Origin of the sequence: Rhodopseudomonas palustris BisB18, assembly GCF_000013745.1 — a bacterium.
Classification (GTDB): domain Bacteria; phylum Pseudomonadota; class Alphaproteobacteria; order Rhizobiales; family Xanthobacteraceae; genus Rhodopseudomonas_A; species Rhodopseudomonas_A palustris_F.
Window position 1 is genome coordinate 2681877 of the sequence record NC_007925.1, and the last position, 22241, is coordinate 2704117.

At 64.7% G+C, this 22241-nt stretch carries 20 protein-coding genes; 16 read left to right on the forward strand and 4 right to left on the reverse strand.

Going from position 1 to position 22241, the window contains the following annotated elements:
* Positions 1–11: 11 nt before the first annotated feature.
* Entirely contained in the window at positions 12–2417 is a 2406-nt protein-coding gene (locus RPC_RS12375; RefSeq protein ID WP_011472922.1) for a DUF1217 domain-containing protein, read from the forward strand.
* Between the two features lie 63 nt (positions 2418–2480).
* Here RPC_RS12375 and RPC_RS12380 read toward each other — a convergent pair whose 3' ends face one another.
* Positions 2481–2765: a BrnA antitoxin family protein gene (locus RPC_RS12380; RefSeq protein ID WP_011472923.1), complete on the reverse strand. Its 285-nt coding sequence runs from the start codon at positions 2763–2765 to the stop codon at positions 2481–2483.
* Between the two features lie 216 nt (positions 2766–2981).
* Between RPC_RS12380 and RPC_RS12385 the strand changes: the two genes are divergently transcribed.
* From RPC_RS12385 to RPC_RS12395, 3 genes are read left to right on the forward strand one after another with little or no spacing between them, the layout of a single operon-like run.
* A complete protein-coding gene (locus tag RPC_RS12385; RefSeq protein WP_011472924.1) occupies positions 2982–3857 on the forward strand; it encodes a VOC family protein in 876 nt (291 codons plus the stop codon).
* Positions 3858–3886: 29 nt separating this feature from the next.
* Positions 3887–4777: a 3-deoxy-8-phosphooctulonate synthase gene (kdsA, locus tag RPC_RS12390; RefSeq protein ID WP_011472925.1), complete on the forward strand. Its 891-nt coding sequence runs from the start codon at positions 3887–3889 to the stop codon at positions 4775–4777.
* On the forward strand, positions 4777–5973 hold the full coding sequence (locus tag RPC_RS12395; protein WP_011472926.1) for an MFS transporter: 1197 nt from the start codon (positions 4777–4779) through the stop codon (positions 5971–5973). Before kdsA ends, RPC_RS12395 begins: the two co-directional genes overlap by 1 nt.
* A gap of 30 nt (positions 5974–6003) precedes the next feature.
* Here RPC_RS12395 and RPC_RS12400 read toward each other — a convergent pair whose 3' ends face one another.
* Complete coding sequence (locus RPC_RS12400) at positions 6004–7095, reverse strand: GAF domain-containing protein (RefSeq protein WP_011472927.1); 1092 nt, start codon at positions 7093–7095, stop codon at positions 6004–6006.
* 169 nt (positions 7096–7264) lie between these two features.
* On the opposite strand from RPC_RS12400, the gene RPC_RS26190 reads away from it, so the two are divergent.
* Together RPC_RS26190 and RPC_RS12410 are read left to right on the forward strand one after the other, a co-directional pair.
* The gene (locus RPC_RS26190; RefSeq protein WP_011472928.1) at positions 7265–7522 is read left to right on the forward strand and encodes a hypothetical protein; all 258 of its coding nucleotides are present in this window, start codon (positions 7265–7267) and stop codon (positions 7520–7522) included.
* Between the two features lie 72 nt (positions 7523–7594).
* A complete protein-coding gene (locus RPC_RS12410; protein WP_011472929.1) occupies positions 7595–9199 on the forward strand; it encodes a GMC family oxidoreductase in 1605 nt (534 codons plus the stop codon).
* 79 nt (positions 9200–9278) lie between these two features.
* Here the strand turns inward: RPC_RS12410 and queF are convergent, their stop codons facing one another.
* Positions 9279–9755, reverse strand: coding sequence for a preQ(1) synthase (gene queF, locus RPC_RS12415; RefSeq protein ID WP_011472930.1), 477 nt, complete (start codon positions 9753–9755; stop codon positions 9279–9281).
* A gap of 131 nt (positions 9756–9886) precedes the next feature.
* Between queF and eno the strand changes: the two genes are divergently transcribed.
* Positions 9887–11179 (forward strand): phosphopyruvate hydratase, encoded by a 1293-nt coding sequence (gene eno / locus RPC_RS12420; protein WP_011472931.1) that lies wholly within the window; start codon positions 9887–9889, stop codon positions 11177–11179.
* A gap of 89 nt (positions 11180–11268) precedes the next feature.
* A complete protein-coding gene (locus tag RPC_RS12425) occupies positions 11269–12414 on the forward strand; it encodes a zinc-binding dehydrogenase (RefSeq protein WP_011472932.1) in 1146 nt (381 codons plus the stop codon).
* Between the two features lie 183 nt (positions 12415–12597).
* Here RPC_RS12425 and RPC_RS12430 read toward each other — a convergent pair whose 3' ends face one another.
* Entirely contained in the window at positions 12598–13212 is a 615-nt protein-coding gene (locus RPC_RS12430) for a LysE family translocator (RefSeq protein WP_011472933.1), read from the reverse strand.
* Positions 13213–13496: 284 nt separating this feature from the next.
* Here RPC_RS12430 and RPC_RS12435 point away from each other — a divergent pair, with 284 nt between their 5' ends.
* From RPC_RS12435 to lpdA, 8 genes are all read left to right on the forward strand, one after another.
* Positions 13497–15257, forward strand: coding sequence for a TIGR03768 family metallophosphoesterase (locus RPC_RS12435; protein WP_011472934.1), 1761 nt, complete (start codon positions 13497–13499; stop codon positions 15255–15257).
* A gap of 110 nt (positions 15258–15367) precedes the next feature.
* Complete coding sequence (locus RPC_RS12440) at positions 15368–15925, forward strand: NADPH-dependent FMN reductase (RefSeq protein WP_011472935.1); 558 nt, start codon at positions 15368–15370, stop codon at positions 15923–15925.
* A 74-nt stretch (positions 15926–15999) separates the two neighbouring features.
* Positions 16000–16317, forward strand: coding sequence for an FtsB family cell division protein (locus RPC_RS12445; RefSeq protein ID WP_011472936.1), 318 nt, complete (start codon positions 16000–16002; stop codon positions 16315–16317).
* 176 nt (positions 16318–16493) lie between these two features.
* Positions 16494–17537 carry a pyruvate dehydrogenase (acetyl-transferring) E1 component subunit alpha gene (pdhA, locus tag RPC_RS12450; RefSeq protein ID WP_011472937.1) on the forward strand — a complete coding sequence of 348 codons (1044 nt, stop codon included), beginning with the start codon at positions 16494–16496 and terminating at the stop codon, positions 17535–17537.
* Between the two features lie 54 nt (positions 17538–17591).
* Positions 17592–18989: a pyruvate dehydrogenase complex E1 component subunit beta gene (locus RPC_RS12455; protein ID WP_011472938.1), complete on the forward strand. Its 1398-nt coding sequence runs from the start codon at positions 17592–17594 to the stop codon at positions 18987–18989.
* Positions 18990–18992: 3 nt separating this feature from the next.
* Positions 18993–19298, forward strand: coding sequence for a DUF5076 domain-containing protein (locus RPC_RS12460; RefSeq protein WP_011472939.1), 306 nt, complete (start codon positions 18993–18995; stop codon positions 19296–19298).
* 2 nt (positions 19299–19300) lie between these two features.
* Positions 19301–20668 carry a pyruvate dehydrogenase complex dihydrolipoamide acetyltransferase gene (locus RPC_RS12465; RefSeq protein WP_011472940.1) on the forward strand — a complete coding sequence of 456 codons (1368 nt, stop codon included), beginning with the start codon at positions 19301–19303 and terminating at the stop codon, positions 20666–20668.
* A 109-nt stretch (positions 20669–20777) separates the two neighbouring features.
* Positions 20778–22196, forward strand: a complete 1419-nt coding sequence (lpdA, locus tag RPC_RS12470; protein ID WP_011472941.1) for a dihydrolipoyl dehydrogenase — start codon at positions 20778–20780, stop codon at positions 22194–22196.
* The last annotated feature ends 45 nt before the right edge of the window (positions 22197–22241 follow it).

The following is a 22241-nucleotide window of genomic DNA, read 5'->3' on the forward strand; positions in this document are numbered from 1 at the left end:
AGGACGCCCCGATGGTTTCGACATATCTCAGCTACGACCTGGTCGCGCGCAACCTGAAGCAGTCGCTGACGCGCGTCGCCAAACAGACCGACGTGACGCGGGAGGCCGCCTATTACAAAGACAACATCGGCAAGGTGAAGACCGTCGATGACCTGCTCAAGAACGATCGTCTCTACCGATATGCCATGAAGGCCTACGGGTTGGAGGACATGACCTTCGCCAAGGCGTTCATGAGAAAGGTGTTGGAAAGCGATCTGTCGGACACCAAGAGCTTCGCCAACAAATTGACCGATAAGCGCTATCGGGAGTTCGCGTCGGCGTTTTCATTCACCGGCGGCACAACGGCGGCTGCGCAGTCGTCCTACCAGACCGACGAGATGGTCGGCCTCTACACGGCCACGCTGCAGCGGCAGGCCGACGCGGTGGGCGAGGATACGCGTTACTACAACGCCAAGATCGGCAGCGTCACGACCGTCGATCAACTGCTGAACGACGATCGGTTGCGCGGCTACGTCTTTTCGGCGTTCGGAATTGACGAGGATCATTGGTCGCGCGACACCTTGAGGAAGGTTCTGAGCAGCGATTCCTCCGACCCGAACAGCTACGTCAACGCCGTCTGGGGCCCGCCGCTGGACGACTTGATCGCCAAGCTGGATCAGGCGCAGCTCGACTCCAGCGACGCCAAATCCAAGATCGTGGATTACACCACGCAGCTCACCCAACCGGGCGCCGATCTGGCCGATCTCAATGCGAAGATCGCGGAGCAAAGAACCCGCCTGGGCAAGACCGCCGCCGACATCTCCAGTTACACCGGCTCGATCACCGCCATCAGCCATTATTTCGATCTGGCGGGGGCTTTTGAATTTTCGCCGGACGGGACGCTGGCCGCCGGCGTCTCTGCTCAAACCGATGCAAGCCGCAAGACCACGAACGAGAGGTTCATTACCAGCCAGCCGCGGACCTCGCCATCGACGGCGCTGTTGGAAAAGCAGTTCTTTCAGCAGAAAATTGCCGGCGCGCGCACCGTCGATCAGCTGCTTGCGGCGCCCGATGCCGCTCGGGTGGCGAGTTTTATCGGCACGGCGTTCGGCCTCGGCACCTTGCCGCTCTCGACCATCAAGAGCATCCTCACCAGCGATCGCGACCCGAACAATCCGAACAGTTATGTCAATTCCGCCGGTTCCAAGAAGGACGCCTACACCCGGCTGATGAAGGCGTTCAATTTCAATCAGGACGGAACGCTGGACGCCGGGGTCGACGCGCAGTCCGAAACCCAGACGGCGACCACCGTCGGCTATTACATGGTGGCCTACAACGACGCCGATGAGGCGAGCGACAAGCTGGCGATCCAGAGGTTCAGGAACGGCGTCTACAGTATCACGTCGATCGAGAAATTCGTGTCGACGCCCGCGGTGTATAATTTCGCGCTCAAATCCGTCGGGCTCGACCCGGATAGCGTGTCCGCGATCACGGTGAAGGCCGCGCTGGAAAGCGATTTGAGCAATCCCAGAAGCTACGTCTATACGCTGAAGGACGAAAGATACGTGCAGCTCGCACGCTCCTTCAATTTCGACAGCAAGGGCCACCTGACGACGCCGCTGGTGGCGCAAGACACCGCCGAAGTCGGCAATATTGCGAAGGACTACGTCATCGCCAAGACGAAATTCGCAACTGCGGCAGACAAAGCTACGTTGCAGAAGACGGCTGAGAACGACGCGGTGGAGTACCGCAGCAAGATCGCCGGCGTCGACAGTGTCGCCGAACTGCTTTCGGACAAGAAATTGGTGAATTTCATCTTGGTGGCGAAAGGCCTGGATCCCAAGAAGGTGACCCCCGACACGCTGAAGAAGATCCTCAGTTCCGATCTGAGCGATCCGAAGAGCTTCGCCAACACCGCGAGCGACACCCGCTTCGCCGAGCTCGCGGCGTCGTTCAATTTCGATAAGACCGGCAAGGTCGCCCGCTTCGTCGTCGCCGGACCGCAGAACCGCGAGCAGCTGCTGGAGACGCAGACCAAATATCTGCAGCAAAGCCTGGAAGCGCAACAGGGCGGCGCCAACCCCGGCGTTCGTCTGGCGCTGTATTTCCAGCGCAAGGCGCCGGACATTACATCGGCCTATGACATCCTGGCGGACAAGGCGCTCTCGGAGGTGGTTCGCACCACCTACAATCTGCCGGACTCGATGGCCAACGCGCCGATCGAACAGCAAGCCAAGATCGTGGAGAAATATCTCAAGCTGAAGGATCTCAGCGACCCGGCGCAGCTCGCAAAAATCCTGAGCCGGTTCTCTGTGATGTATGACGTGAAGAACGCCAGCCAAAACCAGTCGCCGGCGCTCGCCATTTTGACCGGGTCCGGCGCTAGCATCAGTCAGGATACGTTCCTGGCGATTGCTCGGTTGGGAGGACGGCGCTGAGGGCAGGAGCGGGCGGCGGTCGCACCGTCCTGGCCGCCGCCGCGGATCGTGCCGGCGCGGAGATCAGCCGGCCTTCTTGACGATCTTGCGCAAGGCGTCGTCGATCCGGCCCTGCCATCCGGCGCCGGTGGCCTTGAAATGTGAGACCACTTCGGGGCTCAGACGGATCGACACCGCGATCTTGGTCGGGGCTTTTTGCGGGCCGCGCTGGCCGCGAATGCGGGCCAGCATCTCAGGGGTGAGATCCTTCGCCTTGATGCCATCGAACCTCGTGGCCCTGGCGAAATCCGCCTTGGTCCATTCCGGATTATCGTCGTCGAACACCGGCTGTTTGACCTTACGGGGCATAGCGCGTCCTTGGCCGGATCGAAATCAGCCAAGCATTGTATATACGATTTGCTTTGGCCGCGTTCGAGGCGCGGCTCGTTGCCGAGCGCCTTGGACATCAAGACAGCCCCACAACCAGTCGCTATAACGCCTCGGTAGAATCCAGCCGGAGCACATTATGATTTGCCAATTGCGCCTCTCGCGCTGCGAGCCGGGCCGGCGTCAGGGCCGTCGCTGATGCCGCGCGGCCTCGACCACATCGTTCATGCCGTGCATGATCTCGACGCCGCCGCGGCGCTCTACCAGCGCGCGGGCTTCCAGGTCGGCGGGCGCAACGTCCATCCCTGGGGCACTCACAACCGCATCGTGCAGCTGAAGGATTTCTTCATCGAGATTCTCAGCGTGGCGGAGCCCGAGAAGATCGTGCCGCATCGCCCGCGTGCGTTCTCGTTCGGCGCGTTCCAGCGCGATTTTCTCGCCGATCGGCAGGGCCTGTCGATGCTGCTCTTGCAAAGCCACGACGCCGCTGCCGACGCCCGCGATTTCGCCGCTGCAGGGTTCGGCGATTTCGACGTGTTCGATTTCGCGCGCGACGGACGCCGCCCCGACGGCAGCGTGGCGAAGCTGGCGTTCTCGCTGGCGTTTGCGGTCGATCCGGCGTCGCCGGAGGCGGGCTTCGCGGTCTGCCAGCATCACTTCCCGGAGAACTTCTGGAACGCGGCGTTTCAGCGCCATGACAATGGCGCGCGGTCGGTGCGCGCCGCGGTGCTGGTCGCCGACAATCCCAGCGACCACCATATCTTCCTGTCGACGCTGACCGGGGTTCGCGACCTGTCCTCGAGCTCGATCGGGGTGGCGGCGCGCTCGCCGCACGGCGACATCGAGATCATGGAGCCGGTGTCGTTCCGCGACCAGTTCGGGCTCGCGCCGGCTGCGCCGGGCGAGGGCGCGCGGTTTGCCGGCCTGCGCATCGCGGTCGACGATCTCGATGCGGTCGAGCGGCTGTGGCAGGACCATGGGCTTGCGTTCAGCCGCCGCGGCGACCGGCTGGTGCTGCCGCCGCAAGTTGCATTCGGCGCCTCGCTGATCCTCGAGCCGCATGGCCCGATGTGAGCGGCGAGGGTTGACGCTGCCCGCGCTGCATGATCCGTCAGATATTCAGGTTTGACGAAGCAAAGGACGCCGCTTTGACCGCTCCCATCGCCGCCGCGCCGATCGTCACCGCGGGCTCCGTCCGCTTCGGCAACGCGCTGCCGCTCGCCGTGATCGCAGGTCCCTGCCAATTGGAAAGCCGCGCCCACGCGCTGGAAACCGCCAGCGCGCTGAAAGAGATCGCGCAGAAGCTCGGCATCGGCCTCGTCTACAAAACCTCGTTCGACAAGGCCAACCGCACCAGCGCCACGAGCCAGCGCGGTCTCGGGCTCGAGCAGGCGCTGCCGATCTTCGCCGAAATCCGCGAGAGTTTTGGCCTGCCGGTTCTGACCGACGTGCATGAGAGCGAGCAATGCGCGCGGGCCGCGGAAGCGGTGGATATCCTGCAGATCCCGGCGTTCCTGTGCCGGCAGACCGACCTGTTGCTGGCGGCGGCGGCGACCGGCAAAGTCGTCAACGTCAAGAAGGGCCAGTTCCTGGCGCCCTGGGACATGGCTAATGTGGTGCAGAAGCTGACCAGCGCCGGCAATGCCAATGTGCTGGTGACCGAGCGCGGGGTGTCGTTCGGCTACAACACGCTGGTCTCCGATATGCGGGCGCTGCCGATATTGGCGCGCACCACCGGCGCGCCGGTGATTTTTGATGCCACCCATTCGGTGCAGCAGCCCGGTGGCAAGGGGACTTCCTCGGGCGGCGAGCGCGAGTTCGTCCCGGTGCTGGCGCGTGCCGCGGTGGCGGTCGGCGTTGCCGGGGTGTTCATCGAGACCCATCCGGATCCCGATCACGCGCCGTCCGACGGCCCCAACATGGTGCCGTTGCGCGAGTTCGAAGCGCTGATGCAGAGACTGATGCAGTTCGACGCGCTGGCGAAGGCGCGCTGATGCCGCAGGCAGCCCGCGCCGGACTGCCGCCGCTGTTGAACATCATCGCGCTGTCGGCGTTCGCCGCCAGCCTGTCGTCGCGCGCGCTCGACCCGGTGCTGCCGCATATCGCCGAGGATTTTGCCGTCGGCATCGCCACCGCGGCTTCTCTGGCCGCGGTGTTCGCCTTCACCTTCGCGATCGTGCAGCCGGCGCTCGGCGCCGCTGCGGATCTGTTCGGCAAAGGCCGGCTGGTGATCGTCTGCCTGGTGCTGCTCGGGCTCTCCAGCCTGTTCGGGGCGTTTGCGACCTCGTTCCCGATGCTGTTCGCAAGCCGCATCCTCTCAGGCATCGGCGCCGGCGGCATCTTTCCGATCGCGATGGGGCTGGCCAGCGACATGGTGGCCCCCGACAAGCGCCAAGTCGCGATCGGCCGGCTGCTCGCCGGTGCGATGACCGGCAACCTGCTCGGCGCCTCGGCCTCCGGGCTGATCGGCGATCTCTTAGGCTGGCGCGGCGTGCTGGCGGCGCTCGGCATCTTGGTGATCGCGGCGTCGCTGGCGGTGGCGATCGGGCTGCGCGGCGCCTCGCTGGCGCGGCCGCCGTCGAAGATGAATCTTTCGGTGCTGCGGCGGGGCTACGCCACCATCTTCGCCAATCCCAATGCCAAGATCTGCTTTGCCGCGGTGTTCATCGAGGGCTGCTGCGTGCTCGGGGTGTTTCCGTTCGTCGCCGCGTTCCTGTTCGAGCTCGGCGAGCAGCGGCTGGCCATCGCCGGCCTGGTGATCGCCGGCTTCGCGGTCGGCGGGCTGTTCTACACGCTCACCGTGTCGCGGCTGCTGCCGCTTCTCAAGGTCCGCGGCATGATGATCGTCGGTGCCGTCTTGGTCGGCTCGCAATTGGCGGTGGTGGCGCTGGGGCCGCGCTGGCAGCTGCAGGGTTTAAGCCTGATCGCGATGGGCTGGGGCTTCTACATGCTGCACGGCTGCCTGCAGGTGTTCGCCAGCGAATTGTCGGAAGCCGCGCGCGCGACCGCGCTGTCGCTGCATTCGTTCTTCTTCTTCATGGGCCAGACCGTGGGCCCGATCGTCTACGGCTTCGGCCTCGCCCATCTCGGCAAGCTGCCGACGATGCTGGTCGCCGCCGCGATCGTGCTGGCGCTGGGGCCGCTCTGCGCGCTGTGGATGCGGCAGCTCAAGCCGGCGGATGCGACCTAGCGCTGCGGCGCGCGGTGCTGTCGGGCGAACTCAATGTTTGCGGGCGCGGCTGAGTTCGTTCTGAGCCCAACGAAGCTCGCGATCATTGGCCCGCAGACGAACCTGATCGGAGGCCAGCGCCGCCAGCGCACGCAGCGACTCGGTCTGGTCTCGATCGAGCCGGCGCGGCTCGTAGTCGATCACGCACACCGATCCCAGCGCGAATCCGTTGGGATCGAGTACCGGCGCGCCGGCATAAAATCGAAAATGAGGATCGCCGGCGACCGCCGGGTTATCGGCGAAACGTCGATCGAGCGCCAAATTTTCCACGGCGAACACGTCGCGCTGCAGGATCGTCTGATTGCAGAACGCCCAGCTCCGCGGCGTCTCCACCATGTCGAGGCCCTGACGCGACTTGAACCATTGGCGGCTCGGCGTGAGTAGCGTCATCAGCGAGATCGGCGTTCCCAAAACATGGCTGGCGAGCCACGTCACCCGATCGAAGGATTTCTCCGCAGCGGTGTCGACCAGACCTGACCGTTGCAACGCGATCAACCGCTGAGCTTCATTGGCGGCGATCGGAAACGGCAGGGGGCCGTCGATCGCGCTGGACTTCGTCGCGCACGCCAACACAGCGCGGAGCGCATCCGGCACCAATTGCGGTGAGGGGATTCGCTTTGGCCCGGCGGCGCCATCCGACGCATCATCATCGCCGCCCACCACGATGACCCGCGCATGCCCGATCGCCGGATCGGACTCCAGGCTGCGCACGAAGGCAAGCCGCTCGCCGCCGTCCTCGTTCAGATCGACGATCACGGCCGCCGGAAGCCGCGCGCCGATCGCGAACGACGCCTGATAGACCTCACTGTGCAACTCGGCGGAGCATTCCCTCACGGTTGAGAGAATATCCTCATAGAGCGGCAGCCGATCCGGCGCAGCGAGCACGACGACGGCAGAGGAAACCGCCGGTGGCTGGTTGGGCTGTTTCATCAGCGCCATCACGTCGGCGCGGTACACCCGCCGGTGGCCGCCTGGGGTTTTCCACGAGGTCAGCGCGCCGCTTTCCACCAACAGCTGCGCCGTGCGCACGGAAATGCCGAGCAGCTTGGCCGCTTGCGAGGTGGTCACAACGTCTCGTTCCATTTGTCGATGTCCATCGCCGGCGTCCGCGCCCGCCTAAAAGATCTTTATGCCGCGCCGGCTAGGCGAAATCTAAGCGTCACACGCGTCGAAATCAAGTATATGTGATGTAATTGCTAAATTTGATAGATTTGATAGATTGCCCGCTGACGATCCAATCGGAGGTGCTTGAATGATCCTTTCCCCCATCGATTTTGCGTCTGCCGACCGGGCGATGCGCGCTGCGGTTCAATTGCTGCATTCGACCTCGATTTCGCTCGGCCAGACCTTGGGGCCAATCGGTTCCAGCATCGGGCAATTGCAGCTCGGCACCGCCCCGACCTTGCTGGCCGGCGGCGTCATCGGCATCGCGCTCTGCATTCTCTGCGTGAAGGCCTTGCGGGAGGCCGTGCCGACCGAGGCCGCGATGCGCTCCGTCCCGCAGCGATAGCGCGAGCGCATCGGCGCTGCCGCTTCATCCTCGACCTCAATCATCCTGGCGTTCAACCAAATGGAGATTCCGATGACCGATGATCCCGTCGTCAACGATAAGCCTGTCGATTTGACCGCGGCGCGCGAAGCGCAACATCGCAACGACCATTACGACTTCATCGTCTGCGGAGCCGGTCCCGCGGGTTCGGTGGTCGCCGCGCGGCTGGCCGAAAATCCCTCCGTGCGGGTGCTCCTGATTGAAGCCGGCGGCAGCGACGACGTTGCCGACGTCGTGAACCCCGCGCACTGGCCGCTGAATCTCGGCTCGGAGCGGGACTGGGGTTTCAGCGCGCAACCCAATCCGCATCTCAATGGCCGCTCGATCCCGCTCAGCATGGGCAAGCTGCTGGGCGGCAGTTCGAGCATCAATGTCGGGGTGTGGGCGCGCGGCCACAAGAACGATTGGGAGCATTTCGCCGCGGAGGCGGGCGATCCGGCGTGGGGATATCAGTCGATCCTTGCGATCTACCGGCGCATCGAGGACTGGCAGGGCGCCGACGATCCCTTGCGCCGCGGTCGCGGCGGCCCGGTTCACGTCCAGTCGGCCAGCGATCCGCAGCCGGTCGCCTGCGCCATGGTGGAGGCCGCCAAATCGCTCGGGCTACCGACCTTCGACAGCCCCAACGGCGAGATGATGGAAGGTCGCGGCGGCGTCGCCATCAACGACCTGTTGGTTCGCGACCGGCTGCGCTCCTCGATCTATCGCTCGTATGTTCATCCGCGCCTCACGCAACCCAACCTGACGGTGCTGACGCGCGCGATCGTCAGCAAGTTGTTATTCGAAGGCACCGCGGTGGTCGGCGTCGAGACGGTCGAGCGATCGGGGCGGCGTCGTTATCTGTCGGATCACGAAGTGGTGCTCTCGCTCGGCGCGATCAATACGCCAAAGCTGCTGATGCAGTCCGGGATCGGACCGCAAGAACAACTTCGGCGCCATGGCATTGCGGTGGTTCAGCATCTGCCCGGCGTCGGTCAGAACCATCAGGACCATGTGTCGTTCAATTGCATTTTCGAATGCAACGAGCCGCAGCCGGTCGGCCATGGCGGCTCCGAAGCGACCTTGTATTGGACCAGCGAAACCGGCCTCGCGCTGCCAGACCTGTTTCAGTGCCAAGTCGAATTTCCCGTGCCCAGCGCCGAAACCGCGGCGTTGGGCGTGCCGGAGCAGGGCTGGACGATGTTTGCGGGATTGGCGCATCCCAAGAGCCGCGGTGAACTGCGGCTGTCCGGCGCGGATGTGTTCGATCCGATCCTGATCGAGGCCAACACGCTGTCGCACCCGGATGATCTCGTGAACGCGCGGACCACCATCGAACTATGCCGCGAGCTCGGCAACAGCTCCGCCTTTTCCGGACTGGTGCGGCGCGAGGCCCTGCCGGGCAAGCTCGGCCCCGGCGCGATGGAGGAGTTTGCCCGCAATGCCGCCGTCACTTTCTGGCATCAGTCATGCACCGCCAAGATGGGACGCGACCCGATGGCCGTGGTCGACCACCGCCTGAAGGTCTATGGGATCGACCGGCTGCGCATCGCCGACGCCTCGATCATGCCTGACGTCACCAGCGGCAACACCATGGCGCCCTGCGTGGTGATCGGCGAAAGAGCGGCCGAGATGATCAAGGCCGCGCACCGGATCTAGCGGCTGCCGCCGCGCCCGGTCGGGCCGCGAATGGTTGGAGCATGATCCAGAAACCGGGATCCGCTTTTGCGATCCCGGTTCAGCCGCGGCCGCGATAGGTGGCGACGCCTTGCTCGGGCACCCAGACGCCCTTCGGCAGTTTTCCGGTCTGCCAGAACACGTCGATCGGGATGCCGCCGCGCGGATACCAATAGCCGCCGATCCGCAGCCATTTCGGCTTGATCTCTTGGGCGATGCGCTTGCCGATCGCCACCGTGCAATCCTCGTGGAACGCGCCATGCGAGCGGAAGCTCGCCAGATAAAGTTTCAGTGACTTCGATTCGACCAGCCAGGCTCCCGGCGCGTAATCGATCATCAGATGGGCGAAATCCGGCTGCCCGGTCACCGGGCACAGCGAAGTGAATTCCGGCGCGGTGAAGCGCACCAGATAATCGGTGTCGGCTTGCGGATTCGGCACCCGGTCGAGCTTGGCCTCGTCGGGCGTCTGCGGCCAATCGACGGCGCGGCCGAGCTGCAGGGCAGGGGATTGTGACGGTTTGCGGGGCGTTTTCGACATCGAGATCTCCGTTGCTCGCGTCTTAGCCAATCGGACCGCGGCGGTCACGCGGCCTTTTCCCTCAGCCCCGCATGTTGTAGAAGCACCGCCATCTGTTCCACCCTCCCATCTGTAAATTCCGAAGGACCGCCATGACCGCCATCGTCGACATTATCGGCCGCGAAATTCTCGACAGCCGCGGCAACCCCACCGTTGAAGTCGATGTCGTGCTGGAGGACGGCGCGGTCGGTCGCGCCGCGGTGCCGTCCGGCGCCTCCACCGGCGCCCACGAGGCGGTGGAATTGCGCGATGGCGACAAGGAGCGCTATTTCGGCAAGGGCGTGTTGAAGGCGGTGGAAGCCGTCAACGGCGAGATCTTCGACGCGCTGGGCGGCATGGATGCCGAGCAGCAGGTGCAGATCGACGAAATCATGATCGGCCTCGACGGCACTCCGAACAAGAGCCGGCTCGGCGCCAACGCCATTCTCGGCGTCTCGCTCGCGGTCGCCAAGGCGGCGGCGGAATCCTTCGACATGCCGCTGTATCGCTACGTCGGCGGCACTTCGGCGCGCACTCTGCCGGTGCCGATGATGAACATCATCAATGGCGGCGTGCACGCCGACAACCCGATCGACTTCCAGGAATTCATGATCATGCCGATCGGCGCGCCGAGCTTCTCGGAAGCGCTGCGGATGGGCGCCGAGGTGTTCCACACCCTGAAGAAGTCGCTGCACGACGAAGGCCACAACACCAATGTCGGCGACGAGGGCGGCTTCGCGCCGAACCTGAAGTCGGCCGACGAAGCGCTGACCTACATCATGCGGGCGATCGAGAAGGCCGGCTACAAGCCCGGCGAGGACATCGCTCTGGCGCTCGACCCGGCGTCCAGCGAGTTCTTCAAGAACGGCTCCTACGTCTATGAAGGCGAAAAGAAAGCCCGCAACATCGACGCCCAGGCGAAGTATCTCGCCGAGCTGGTCGGCCGCTATCCGATCGTGTCGATCGAAGACGGCATGGCGGAAGACGATTTCGAAGGCTGGAAGCAGGTCACCGAGCTGATCGGCGACAAGTGCCAGCTGGTCGGCGACGACCTGTTCGTCACCAATGTCGAGCGGCTGTCCGACGGCATCAAGAACGGCCGCGCCAATTCGATCCTGATCAAGGTCAACCAGATCGGCACCCTGACCGAGACGCTGGCGGCGATCGAGATGGCCTACAAGGCCGGCTACACCGCGGTGATGTCGCATCGCTCCGGCGAGACCGAGGACTCCACCATCGCCGACCTCGCGGTCGCCAGCAATTGCGGGCAGATCAAGACCGGCTCGCTGGCTCGCGCCGACCGTACCGCGAAGTACAACCAGCTGTTGCGGATCGAGCAGGAACTCGGCGGCCAGGCTAAGTTCGCCGGCCGCGCGGCGCTGAAGGCGTTCCGCTACCTCGACTAAACCGGCCTTCGCCGGTCCGGCCGACTTGAACCCGGCTCGTCCATGCACCAAGGTGCCGCGCAAGCAAATGGACGAGCAGGGAGGTTGGCGTGGCCGACGATAAGACGAAGACGACCGGACTTGAGCTGCGCTCGCTGATCAAGGCCAGCGGCGAACTCGAAGTCTCGCTGCAAGAAGTTTCGATCCCGGAGCCCGGCGCCGACGAGGTGCTGGTCCGGGTCGAGGCCACCCCGCTCAACCCCTCCGACCTCGGCCTGCTGTTCGGCGCCGCCGACCTCGCCACCTTGCAGGCGGCGGGCAGCACAGAGCGTCCGATCATCACCGGCACGGTGCCGCCTGCGGCGATGAAGGCGATGGCCGGGCGGCTCGATCAATCGATGCCGGTCGGCAATGAGGGCGCCGGCACCGTGATCAAGGCCGGCAATGCGGTCGCGGCGCAGACCCTGCTCGGCAAGACCGTGGCGATGATCGGCGGCGCGATGTACGCGCAATACCGGCTGATCAAGGCGGCGGACTGCCTGCTGCTGCCGATCGGCACCACCGCGGCGGAAGGCGCCTCCTGCTTCGTCAATCCGCTGACCGCGCTCGGCATGGTCGAGACCATGCGCCGCGAGGGCCACACCGCGCTGGTGCACACCGCCGCGGCCTCCAATCTCGGCCAGATGCTGAACCGGATCTGCCTGAAGGACGGCATCGAACTCGTCAACATCGTGCGCAGCGCGCAACAGGCAAAGCTCCTGCGCGACCTCGGCGCCAAGCATATCTGCGATTCCAGCGCGCCGGATTTCCTCGAGCAGTTGACGCAGGCGCTGAGCGACACCGGCGCGACGATCGCTTTCGACGCCATCGGCGGTGGCCCGTTGGCCGGCCAGATCCTGACCTGCATGGAAGCGGTGGCCAATAGATCCGCCAAGGTTTACAGCCGCTACGGCTCTAGCGTCCACAAACAGGTCTACATCTATGGCAGCCTCGATCCGCGTCCGATCGAGTTGACCCGGGCCGCCGGGATGTCCTGGGGCGCCGGCGGCTGGTTGCTGTTCAATTTTCTGCAGAAGATCGGCCCGGCCGACGCCGCGAAATTGCGCCAGCGCGTCGCGTCCGAATTGAAGACCACCTTCGCCAGCCACTACACGCGGGTGGTGTCGCTGCAACAGACGCTGCAGCCCGACGTCATCGCGGTCTACGCCAAGCGGGCGACCGGCGAGAAGTTTTTGATCGATCCGAGCTTGGGGTGAGGGCTAAGCAGCGCTCGATGCGAGCGTGCCCCGGACGCAGCGCAACGCGCCGCGCTTGCGGCGTGGTGCGCTGCAGATCCGGGGCCGTTACGGAACGCAGCGCTTGGAACGGTCCCGGTTCTGCGGAGCAGCGCTTCGCGCTGCGCCGCGCCCGGGACACGATACCTTGGGAGCGAGAGGTTATTACCGCTCCGCGGTGGCGAGTTTGGCGCCGAGTGCCACGAAGGCCGCGGCGAAGCTGCGGCGCATCCAAGTCAGCACCTTCGGCCGTGCGATGACGTGATCGCGCACCGCGGCGGCGAACAGCCCGTAGCCGACGAACACCGCGAAGGTCAGCGCCATGAACACCGCGCTCAGCTCCAGCATCTGCGGCAGCGGCTGGGCTTCGTCGGTGGGGATGAATTGCGGCAGGAACGCCAGGAAGAAGATCGACAGCTTCGGATTGAGGATGTTGATCAGGATGCCGGTGACGGTGACCTGAACCACCGACTGCGCGCCGACCTGCTTGTCGTCGACGCTGAGCGCGCCGCGCTGCTGCAGCGTGGTCCACGCCATGTACAACAGGTAAGCGACGCCGAGATATTTGAAGGTCTGGAATGCCAGCGCGCTGGTGTGCAGCAAGGCGGCCAGCCCGAGGATCGCCGCCGCCATATGCGGCACGATGCCGATGGTGCAGCCGAACGCCGCAACCACGCTGGCGCGTGAACCGCGCGAAAGCCCCGCGGCCAGCGTGTACAGCACGCCGGTGCCGGGCGAGGCGATGACGATCAGCGAGGTCACCAGGAATTCGATGCTCAAGACGGTTCTCCTGCGGGACGGCGCGTCGCATGCATGGCCCACCCGCGTCGGGCAAGCGCGCTCAACCGATCGAATTCATCGAATATTAGAGCATCACCTTGAAAAGTGAATACCGGTGCTCGGAAAAGATCATGCGCACCGTCGGCAAAGCGGAGTGTCGCGGCGACGGGTGAACTTAGTGCGGGATCAACTGCGACTAAGTCGCAGAACTACCTGCCTTCGAGGGGCCGCGCCGCCGATCATCGCCCTAGGGCGACGAGCGCCGGCAAACAGGGGAGCGAGCTATGACCAGGTTGTCGCGACGTGACTTCGGAGTAAGCGCTGCGGCGCTGGTGCTCACCGGCGCTGCCGCGGGGAAGCTTGGTGCCGCCAACGCCTTGCCGCTGCGCTATCCGATCGACGCCGATGTCGTGACCACGCTGCAGCGGACGGTGCTGCCGAAGCCGGCCCCGGCCATCAACATCCGCCCCGACGAGGTTTCGAAATACCAGCAATACGGCTACGGCGGTTGGTCCTTTGGGGCGCCGCTGAGCTACGACAAGCGGCTCGATCTCGTCGCGGCCGGCTACCAACCCGCCTCGGTCTACAATGCCGAAAAGCTGCTGCGCTTCTTCACCATCACCGACGTTCACATCTGCGATAAGGAGTCGCCGTCGTCGGCGATCTATCTCGGCCTCAAGCACGGCATTTCGTCGGGCTATTCGGCGGTGATGTTGGAATCCACCCACGTGCTCGACGCCGCGGTGCAGACCATCAACGTGCTACACCGCAACGATCGGTTCGATTTCGGCATTTCGCTGGGCGACGTCTGCAACGACACCCAGTACAACGAACTGCGCTGGTACATCGACGTGCTCGACGGCAAGCCGATCACGCCGAGCTCGGGCGCTCATGCCGGGGCCGATACGATCGGTTACCAGAAGCCCTATCAGGCCGCGGGCCTCGACAAGTCCATCAACTGGTATCAGGCCCTCGGTAATCACGACCATTTCTGGATGGGCACCAATCCGGTCAGCGACTATATCCGCCAGGCGTTCGTCGGCGACGAGGTGCTGGCGCTCGGCGACATCTTCGCCGATCCCGACGGCATCAATCACCGCGATTACTACATGGGCACGCTCGATGGATCGACGCCCTATGGCGACGTCGTCTGGGCGGGGCCGGTGGCGGAATTTCCGGCGCCGCCGAAGCTGGTCGCCGATCCGGACCGCCGCTCGCTGTTGCGCCGGCAATGGATGCAGGAATTCTTCTCGACCAGTTCGCAGCCGATCGGGCACGGCTTTTCGCCGGCGAACGTCGAACAGGATTTCGCCTGCTACAGCTTTCATCCCAATCCGGCGGTGCCGCTGAAGGTGATCGTGCTCGACGACACCCAGAACGAGCACGATGCCAATCCACCGCATTCCGCAACGTCGTCGCCCGGCTATGGCCACGGTTCGCTCGATAAGAAGCGTTACGACTGGCTGCTGAAGGAACTCGCAGACGGCCAGGCGGCCGGCGAGTTGATGATCATCGCCGCGCACATCCCGATCGGCGTCGAGCCGCCGAGCTCGTTCGTCGGCTGGAATTCCGCGGCCGAGGTGTCCGAGCCGCAACTGATCGCCACGCTGCAGCAATATCCCAACCTGATCCTGCTGGTCGCCGGGCATCGCCATTACAATACGGTGACGGCGTTCAAGTCGCCGGACCCGGCGCGGCCCGAACTCGGGTTCTGGCAGGTCGAGACCGCGTCGTTGCGGGATTTCCCGCAGCAGTTCCGGCTGTTCGACATCGTCCGCAACAGCGACGACACGCTGTCGATCTTCGCCACCGACGTCGATCCCGCGGTGAAGGAGGGCACGCCGGCGGCGGCGTCGCGCAGCCATGCGGTCGCGGCGCTGCAGATCTATGCGTCAAGCAAGTTGACCCAGGCGCCGCCGCCGCTGCGGCCGACCGGCGCGTACAATGCCGAACTGGTGATGCCGTTGAGTGCTGCGATGCAGGCCAAACTGCGTCGCGTCGCGGCGGTGGAGCAGCCGCACGGCGCCGCCGCACCAGAGAAATGACGGCGATCCCGGCCGCGCGCGGCGCGCCGCACCCGATCGGGGCGGCGTGGCGTTGTGGGGCGGGTGGGGCTGGGCTATCCTCGGAGACTTCCCCGCAGAAGGATTCACTTATGGCCACACCCTACACCGTCGCCGTCGTCGTCGGCAGCCTGCGCAAGCAGGCCTATTCGCTGCGTCTGGCCCAGGCGCTGGTCAAGCTCGCGCCGGATACGCTGAAGCTCGACGTCGTCACGTTGCACGATCTGTCGTTCTACAACCAGGATCTCGAAGCCACGCCGCCGGCCGACTGGGTGGCGTTCCGTCAGCGCATCAAGGCCGCCGACGCGGTGCTGTTCGTCACCCCGGAATACAACCGCTCGATCCCGGGCGTGTTGAAGAACGCCATCGACGTCGGGTCGCGGCCCTACGGCCACAGCGCGTTCGACGGCAAGCCGGGCGGGGTGATCAGCAATTCGCCGGGCGCGATCGGCGGCTTCGGCGCCAACCACCATCTGCGGCAGTGCCTGACCTTCCTCAACATCGCGGTGCTGCAGCAGCCGGAGGCCTATGTCGGCGGCATCGCAGATGCTTTCGACGAGCAGGGCGAGCTGACCAAGGCGCCGCTGCGCGACTTCATGCAGAAATACATCGACGCCTTCGCGGCCTGGGTGGCGCAGCAGAAGAAGTGAAGAAGCCGCAATGATGGCAGCCGCGGTTATCGTTCGTTAGCGTTACGTTAACCGCGCTGTCGCATCTTCAAAAAATGGTTTCCCGCACTCGCCTCAAATCCTTGCTCACCGGCGTCGCTCTTTATGCGATCGCCGCGGCGATGGTTGGCTATTTCGGCACCAATGCCTACACGGGAAAATACGGGCTCAACGCGCGTCAGGAGCTCGACCAGGAGATCATCGCGCTGACCTCGGAGCTGCAGCGCCTGAAGCAGGAGCGCGCCGCCGGCGAGCAGCGGGTGTCGCTGTTGCGCTCCGACCGAGTCGATCCCGACATGCTCGACGAGCGGGTGCGCTACCAGCTCGATTACGCGCACCCCGCCGATCTGGTGCGGATGCTGCCGGCGAAGTGAGATCGTTGCGGTATTCGCTGACTTCGATCTCTTAAGTTCCAAAAATCCCGTCATTCCATCGCGAAAGTTTCGTCGTCTCGCTGCACTGCGAGATGCGAATGAGATCGTGACGCAATCCTTTTGCTGCGGCCGCAGTTAGGCTAGACAGTGACGCAAATAACAACATCGGATTTGCCATGGCCGCATCGAAGAAGCGCGACACCGCAGCAGGGGACGAGATTCAGCCGCGATCCGGCAATGGATCGCAGCATCCGGCGGTTCTCGAGTTCAGCAAGGACCAGGAGCTGCGCGCGCTGCGCGACATGCTGCTGATCCGCCGCTTCGAGGAGAAGGCCGGCCAGCTCTACGGCATGGGCGCGATCGGCGGGTTCTGCCATCTCTATATCGGCCAGGAAGCCATCGTGGTCGGCATGCAGATGACGCTGAAACTGGGCGACCAGGTCATCACCGGCTATCGCGACCACGGCCACATGTTGGCCTGCGGAATGGATGCCAAAGGCGTGATGGCCGAATTGACCGGACGCCAGGGCGGCTATTCCAAGGGCAAGGGCGGCTCCATGCATATGTTCAGCAAGGAGAAGCATTTCTACGGCGGCCACGGCATCGTCGGCGCCCAGGTCTCGCTCGGCACTGGCTTGGCGTTCGCCAACCGCTACCGCGGCAACGACAATGTCAGCCTGGCCTATTTCGGCGACGGCGCCTCCAATCAGGGCCAGGTTTACGAGAGCTTCAACATGGCGCAGCTGTGGAAGCTGCCGGTGGTCTACGTCATCGAGAACAACCGCTATGCGATGGGCACCTCGGTCAAGCGCTCCTCGGCGCAGACCGATTTCTCCAAGCGCGGCGTGTCGTTCAACATTCCCGGTGAGCAGGTCGACGGCATGGACGTCCGCGCGGTGAAGGCCGCCGGCGACAAGGCGGTGGCGCATTGCCGCGCCGGCAACGGCCCCTACATCCTGGAGATGCAAACCTATCGCTATCGCGGCCACTCGATGTCGGACCCGGCGAAGTATCGCACCCGCGAGGAAGTCGACAAGGTGCGCAGCGATCAGGATCCGATCGAGCAGGTACGCCAGCGTCTGCTCGGGCTCAAGGTCAGCGAGCAGGAATTGAAGGCGATCGATGCCGAGGTCCGCGAGATCGTCAACGGCGCGGCGGAGTTCGCCCAGCACGATCCCGAGCCGGAGCCCGCCGAGCTCTATACCGACGTCTACCGCTAGATGCGCCGCGTTGTGCCGCGCGACCGCGCAAGTTTGAACTGATCCGGAGCGACCATGGCCATTCAAGTTCTGATGCCCGCGCTATCGCCGACCATGGAGAGGGGCAACCTTTCGAAATGGCTGAAGAAGGAAGGCGAGGCGATCAAATCCGGCGACGTCATCGCCGAGATCGAAACCGACAAGGCGACGATGGAAGTCGAAGCCACCGACGAAGGCACGCTCGGCAAGATCCTGGTGCCGGAAGGCACCCATGACGTCGCGGTGAATACCCCGATCGCCACTATCCTCAGCGAGGGCGAGAGCGCGTCGGACGCCGACAACGCCGCGGCCCCGGCGGCGCAGCAGAAGGCCGCGGAATCCGCGCCGCCTGCCGAGGCCAAGTCGGGCGAGGCGCCGCGTGAGCCGTCGCCCGCCGCCGCGGCGCCGCACGTCGCGGTCGCCGACGATCCGGAGATTCCCGAAGGCACCGAGATGGTGACGGTGACGATCCGAGAAGCGTTGCGCGACGCCATGGCCGAGGAGATGCGGCGTGATCCCGACGTCTTCATCATGGGCGAGGAAGTCGCCGAATATCAGGGCGCTTACAAGGTGACGCAGGGGCTGTTGCAGGAATTCGGCGAAGGCCGGGTGATCGACACCCCGATCACCGAGCACGGCTTTGCCGGCGTCGGCGTCGGCGCGGCGATGGCCGGCCTCAAGCCGGTGGTCGAATTCATGACCTTCAACTTCGCCATGCAGGCGATCGACCAGATCATCAACTCCGCCGCCAAGACGCTGTACATGTCCGGCGGCCAGATGGGCTGCGGGATCGTGTTCCGCGGCCCGAACGGCGCCGCCGCGCGGGTCGGCGCGCAGCACAGCCAGGATTACTCGGCCTGGTACTCGCAGATCCCCGGGCTGAAAGTGATCGCGCCGTATTCCGCCGCCGACTACAAGGGGCTGTTGAAGGCGGCGATCCGCGATCCCAATCCGGTGATCTTCCTCGAAAACGAAATGCTGTACGGCCACTCCGGCGAAGTGCCGAAGCTCGACGACTACGTGGTCCCGATCGGCAAGGCCAAGGTGGCGCGCGCAGGCTCCCACGTCACGCTGATCGCCTGGTCGAACGGCATGAGCTACGCGCTGAAGGCCGCCGACGAACTCGCCAAAGAGGGCATCGAGGCCGAAGTGATCGACCTGCGCACGCTGCGCCCGCTTGATACAGAGACCATCATAGCCTCGGTGAAGAAGACCGGCCGTGCGGTGACGGTCGAGGAGGGCTGGCAGCAGAACGGCGTCGGCGCCGAGATCGCGGCAAGGATCATGGAGCACGCGTTTGATTACTTGGATGCGCCGGTGAAGCGGGTGTCGGGCAAGGACGTGCCGATGCCGTATGCGGCGAACCTGGAAAAGCTGGCGCTGCCCAGCGTCGCCGAGGTGGTCGAGGCCGCCAAAGCCGTCTGCTATCGGTGAGCCATGGCTGATCCGAAGCAACAGCCGCTGCCGCCCGATGTGGTCGGCCGCGAGGACGCCGTCGAAGTCTTGCGCGCCTTCGTGCTCGACGGCGGCTTGTCGATCGCCTTCATGCGCGCGTTTGAAGATCCCGAAATGTGGGGCCTGCTGCTGGTCGACATCGCCCGCCACGCCGCGCGCGCCTATGGCCGCGAGAGCGACTACACCGAGGACGAGGCGCTGAGCCGCATCGTCGATATGTTTGAAGCTGAAATCGCGCGGCCGACCGACACAGGCCAAACCTCGCCGCGGTCGCAACAAGGTCACTGACAATGCCGATCAACATCCTGATGCCCGCGCTGTCGCCGACGATGGAGAAGGGCAACCTCTCCAAGTGGCTGAAGAAAGAGGGCGACGCGGTGAAATCCGGCGACGTGCTCGCCGAGATCGAGACCGACAAGGCGACCATGGAGGTCGAGGCGGTCGACGACGGCACGCTGGCCAAGATCGTGGTGCCGGAAGGCACCCAAGACGTCCCGGTCAACGATATCATCGCGGTGATGGCGTCCGAGGGCGAGGACGTCAAGGCGGCGGGGGCGGGAGCTTCCGCATCGAAGCCCGCCGCGGCGCCGGCCGAAAAATCTCCCGAGAAGGCCGCGGCGTCGGTTGCTCAGGATAAGACGGCCGCGCCTGGCGCAGCCAAGGATGCCGCGCCTCACGCTGAGGAAGGCGCGAAAGCGCCCGTTGCGAAGGGCGATGCGGCGCACAGCAACGGCCGGGTATTCTCCTCGCCGTTGGCACGGCGGCTGGCGAAGGACGCCGGCATTGAACTGACGCGCATCGAAGGCTCCGGACCACACGGCCGCGTCATCGCCCGCGACGTCGAGGAGGCCAAATCTGGCAAGGGCCTGAAGGCGCCGGCCGCGGCACCCTCGGCCGCGCCGCAGAGCGCGCCATCGATGTCGGATCAGCAGATCCGCGGCTTCTATCCCGAGGGCAGCTACGACGAGGTGCCGCACGACAGCATGCGCAGGATTATCGCGCAACGTTTGGTGCAGGCGAAGCAGACCATTCCGCATTTCTACCTGACGATGGACTGCAACCTCGATCGGCTGATGGCCGCGCGCGAAACGATCAATGCGCAGGCGCCGAAGGACAAGGACGGTAAGCCGGCCTACAAGCTCTCGGTCAATGATTTCATCATCAAGGCGCTGGCGCTGGCGCTGCAGCGGGTGCCCGACGCCAACGTCACCTGGACCGAAGGCACCATGCTGAAGCATCGCGCCTCCGACGTCGGCGTCGCGGTGTCGATCCCGGGCGGGCTGATCACCCCGGTGGTGCGCGACGCGCATCTGAAATCGGTGTCGACGATCTCGCGCGAGATGAAGGATTTTGCCGCGCGCGCCCGCAACCGGCGGCTGAAGCCGGAGGAATATCAGGGCGGCACCACCGCGGTGTCGAATCTCGGCATGTTCGGCATCAAGGACTTTGCCGCGGTGATCAATCCGCCGCACGTCACCATCCTGGCGGTCGGCGCCGGCGAACAGCGCGCCGTGGTGATCGACGGCAAGGTCGAGGTCGCCACCGTGATGAGCGCCACGCTCTCCACCGACCACCGCGCCGTCGACGGCGCGCTCGGCGCCGAGTTCTTGGCCGCGTTCAAGCTGCTGATCGAAAATCCCGTGATGATGGTGGTGTGATTCTCCTCTCCCTGGTGGGAGAGGGACGCCGTCGAAAAACACCCGGCGAGCTTCGCTCGCCACCCTCTTCCACAAGGGGAGAGGGAAGAAAGTAAGCGAGCCGATTGAAATGTCCGACACCTCCTTCGACGTCATCATCATCGGCTCCGGCCCCGGCGGCTATGTGGCGGCGATCCGCGCCGCGCAGCTCGGCCTCAAGACCGCGATCGTGGAGAAATCCTATCTCGGCGGCATCTGCCTGAACTGGGGCTGCATCCCGACTAAGGCGCTCTTACGCTCGGCGGAAATCTATCACTACATGCAGCACGCCAAGGACTTTGGGCTGTCGGCGGACAATATCAGCTACGATCCGAAGGCCGTGGTGCAGCGCTCGCGCGGCGTCTCCAAGCGGCTCGCCGACGGCGTCGGCTTCCTGATGAAGAAGAACAAGATTTCGATCATCTGGGGTGCCGCGACCATCGACGCGCCCGGCAAGATCACCGTGAAGGCCGCGAAGTCTGAGCCGCCGAAGGGCGCGCTGGGCGAGGGCGCCTATCAGGCCAAGCACATCATCATCGCCACCGGCGCGCGGCCGCGTGTGCTGCCCGGGCTCGAGCCCGACAAGAAGCTGGTCTGGACCTATTTCGAGGCGATGGTGCCGGACGCCATTCCGAAATCGCTGCTGGTGGTCGGCTCCGGCGCGATCGGCATCGAATTCGCGTCATTCTTCCACACCATGGGCAGCAAAGTCACCGTGGTCGAGGTGCTGCCGCAGGTGCTTCCGGTCGAGGACGCCGAGATCGCAGGTCTCGCCCGCAAACGCTTCGAGAAGCAGGGCATCAAGATCTTGACCGGCACCAAGGTCAGCAAGTTGGAGAAGAAGGCCGACAGCGTCATCGCCACCATCGACGACGGCAAAACCACCGAGGCGATCGAGTTCGACCGGGTGATCTCGGCGGTGGGCGTGGTCGGCAATATCGAAAACCTCGGGCTGGAAAAGCTCGGGGTAAAGACCGAGCGCGGCTGCGTGGTGATCGACGGCTATGGCAAGACCAACATCCCCGGCATCTATGCGATCGGCGACGTCGCAGGTCCGCCGATGCTGGCGCACAAGGCCGAGCATGAGGGCGTGATCTGCGTCGAGGCGATCAAGGGCCTGCACCCGCATCCGATGGACAAGCTGCTGATTCCCGGCTGCACCTATTGCAATCCGCAGATCGCCTCGGTCGGGCTCACCGAGGCCAAGGCGAAGGAGGGCGGCCGCGAGATCCGGGTCGGCCGCTTCCCGTTCGCCGGCAACGGCAAGGCGATCGCGCTCGGCGAGGACCAGGGCCTGGTCAAGGTGATCTTCGACAAGACCACCGGCCAGCTGCTCGGCGCGCATATGATCGGCGCCGAGGTCACCGAGCTGATCCAGGGCTATGTGGTGGCGATGAATCTCGAAACCACCGAGGCCGAGTTGATGCACACCGTCTTCCCGCATCCGACGCTGTCGGAGATGATGAAGGAAGCCGTGCTCGACGCCTACGGCCAGGTGCTGAACGCCTGAGCCAGCAGCGCGCGTGTCCGGCCGTGACAGGCGCTGATGATGGTG

Excerpts from the sequence above, each read along its gene's own strand:
- RPC_RS12435 (WP_011472934.1), top strand. The coding sequence starts at position 13,497 with ATGACCAGGTTGTCGCGACGTGACTTCGGAGTAAGCGCTGCGGCGCTG.
- RPC_RS12385 (WP_011472924.1), top strand. The coding sequence starts at position 2,982 with ATGCCGCGCGGCCTCGACCACATCGTTCATGCCGTGCATGATCTCGAC.
- RPC_RS26190 (WP_011472928.1), top strand. The coding sequence starts at position 7,265 with ATGATCCTTTCCCCCATCGATTTTGCGTCTGCCGACCGGGCGATGCGC.
- RPC_RS12380 (WP_011472923.1), bottom strand. The coding sequence starts at position 2,765 with ATGCCCCGTAAGGTCAAACAGCCGGTGTTCGACGACGATAATCCGGAA.
- RPC_RS12445 (WP_011472936.1), top strand. The coding sequence starts at position 16,000 with ATGGTTTCCCGCACTCGCCTCAAATCCTTGCTCACCGGCGTCGCTCTT.
- lpdA (WP_011472941.1), top strand. The coding sequence starts at position 20,778 with ATGTCCGACACCTCCTTCGACGTCATCATCATCGGCTCCGGCCCCGGC.
- RPC_RS12410 (WP_011472929.1), top strand. The coding sequence starts at position 7,595 with ATGACCGATGATCCCGTCGTCAACGATAAGCCTGTCGATTTGACCGCG.
- eno (WP_011472931.1), top strand. The coding sequence starts at position 9,887 with ATGACCGCCATCGTCGACATTATCGGCCGCGAAATTCTCGACAGCCGC.
- RPC_RS12400 (WP_011472927.1), bottom strand. The coding sequence starts at position 7,095 with ATGGAACGAGACGTTGTGACCACCTCGCAAGCGGCCAAGCTGCTCGGC.
- queF (WP_011472930.1), bottom strand. The coding sequence starts at position 9,755 with ATGTCGAAAACGCCCCGCAAACCGTCACAATCCCCTGCCCTGCAGCTC.
- RPC_RS12375 (WP_011472922.1), top strand. The coding sequence starts at position 12 with ATGGTTTCGACATATCTCAGCTACGACCTGGTCGCGCGCAACCTGAAG.
- RPC_RS12440 (WP_011472935.1), top strand. The coding sequence starts at position 15,368 with ATGGCCACACCCTACACCGTCGCCGTCGTCGTCGGCAGCCTGCGCAAG.
- kdsA (WP_011472925.1), top strand. The coding sequence starts at position 3,887 with ATGATCCGTCAGATATTCAGGTTTGACGAAGCAAAGGACGCCGCTTTG.
- RPC_RS12460 (WP_011472939.1), top strand. The coding sequence starts at position 18,993 with ATGGCTGATCCGAAGCAACAGCCGCTGCCGCCCGATGTGGTCGGCCGC.
- RPC_RS12455 (WP_011472938.1), top strand. The coding sequence starts at position 17,592 with ATGGCCATTCAAGTTCTGATGCCCGCGCTATCGCCGACCATGGAGAGG.
- RPC_RS12465 (WP_011472940.1), top strand. The coding sequence starts at position 19,301 with ATGCCGATCAACATCCTGATGCCCGCGCTGTCGCCGACGATGGAGAAG.
- pdhA (WP_011472937.1), top strand. The coding sequence starts at position 16,494 with ATGGCCGCATCGAAGAAGCGCGACACCGCAGCAGGGGACGAGATTCAG.
- RPC_RS12395 (WP_011472926.1), top strand. The coding sequence starts at position 4,777 with ATGCCGCAGGCAGCCCGCGCCGGACTGCCGCCGCTGTTGAACATCATC.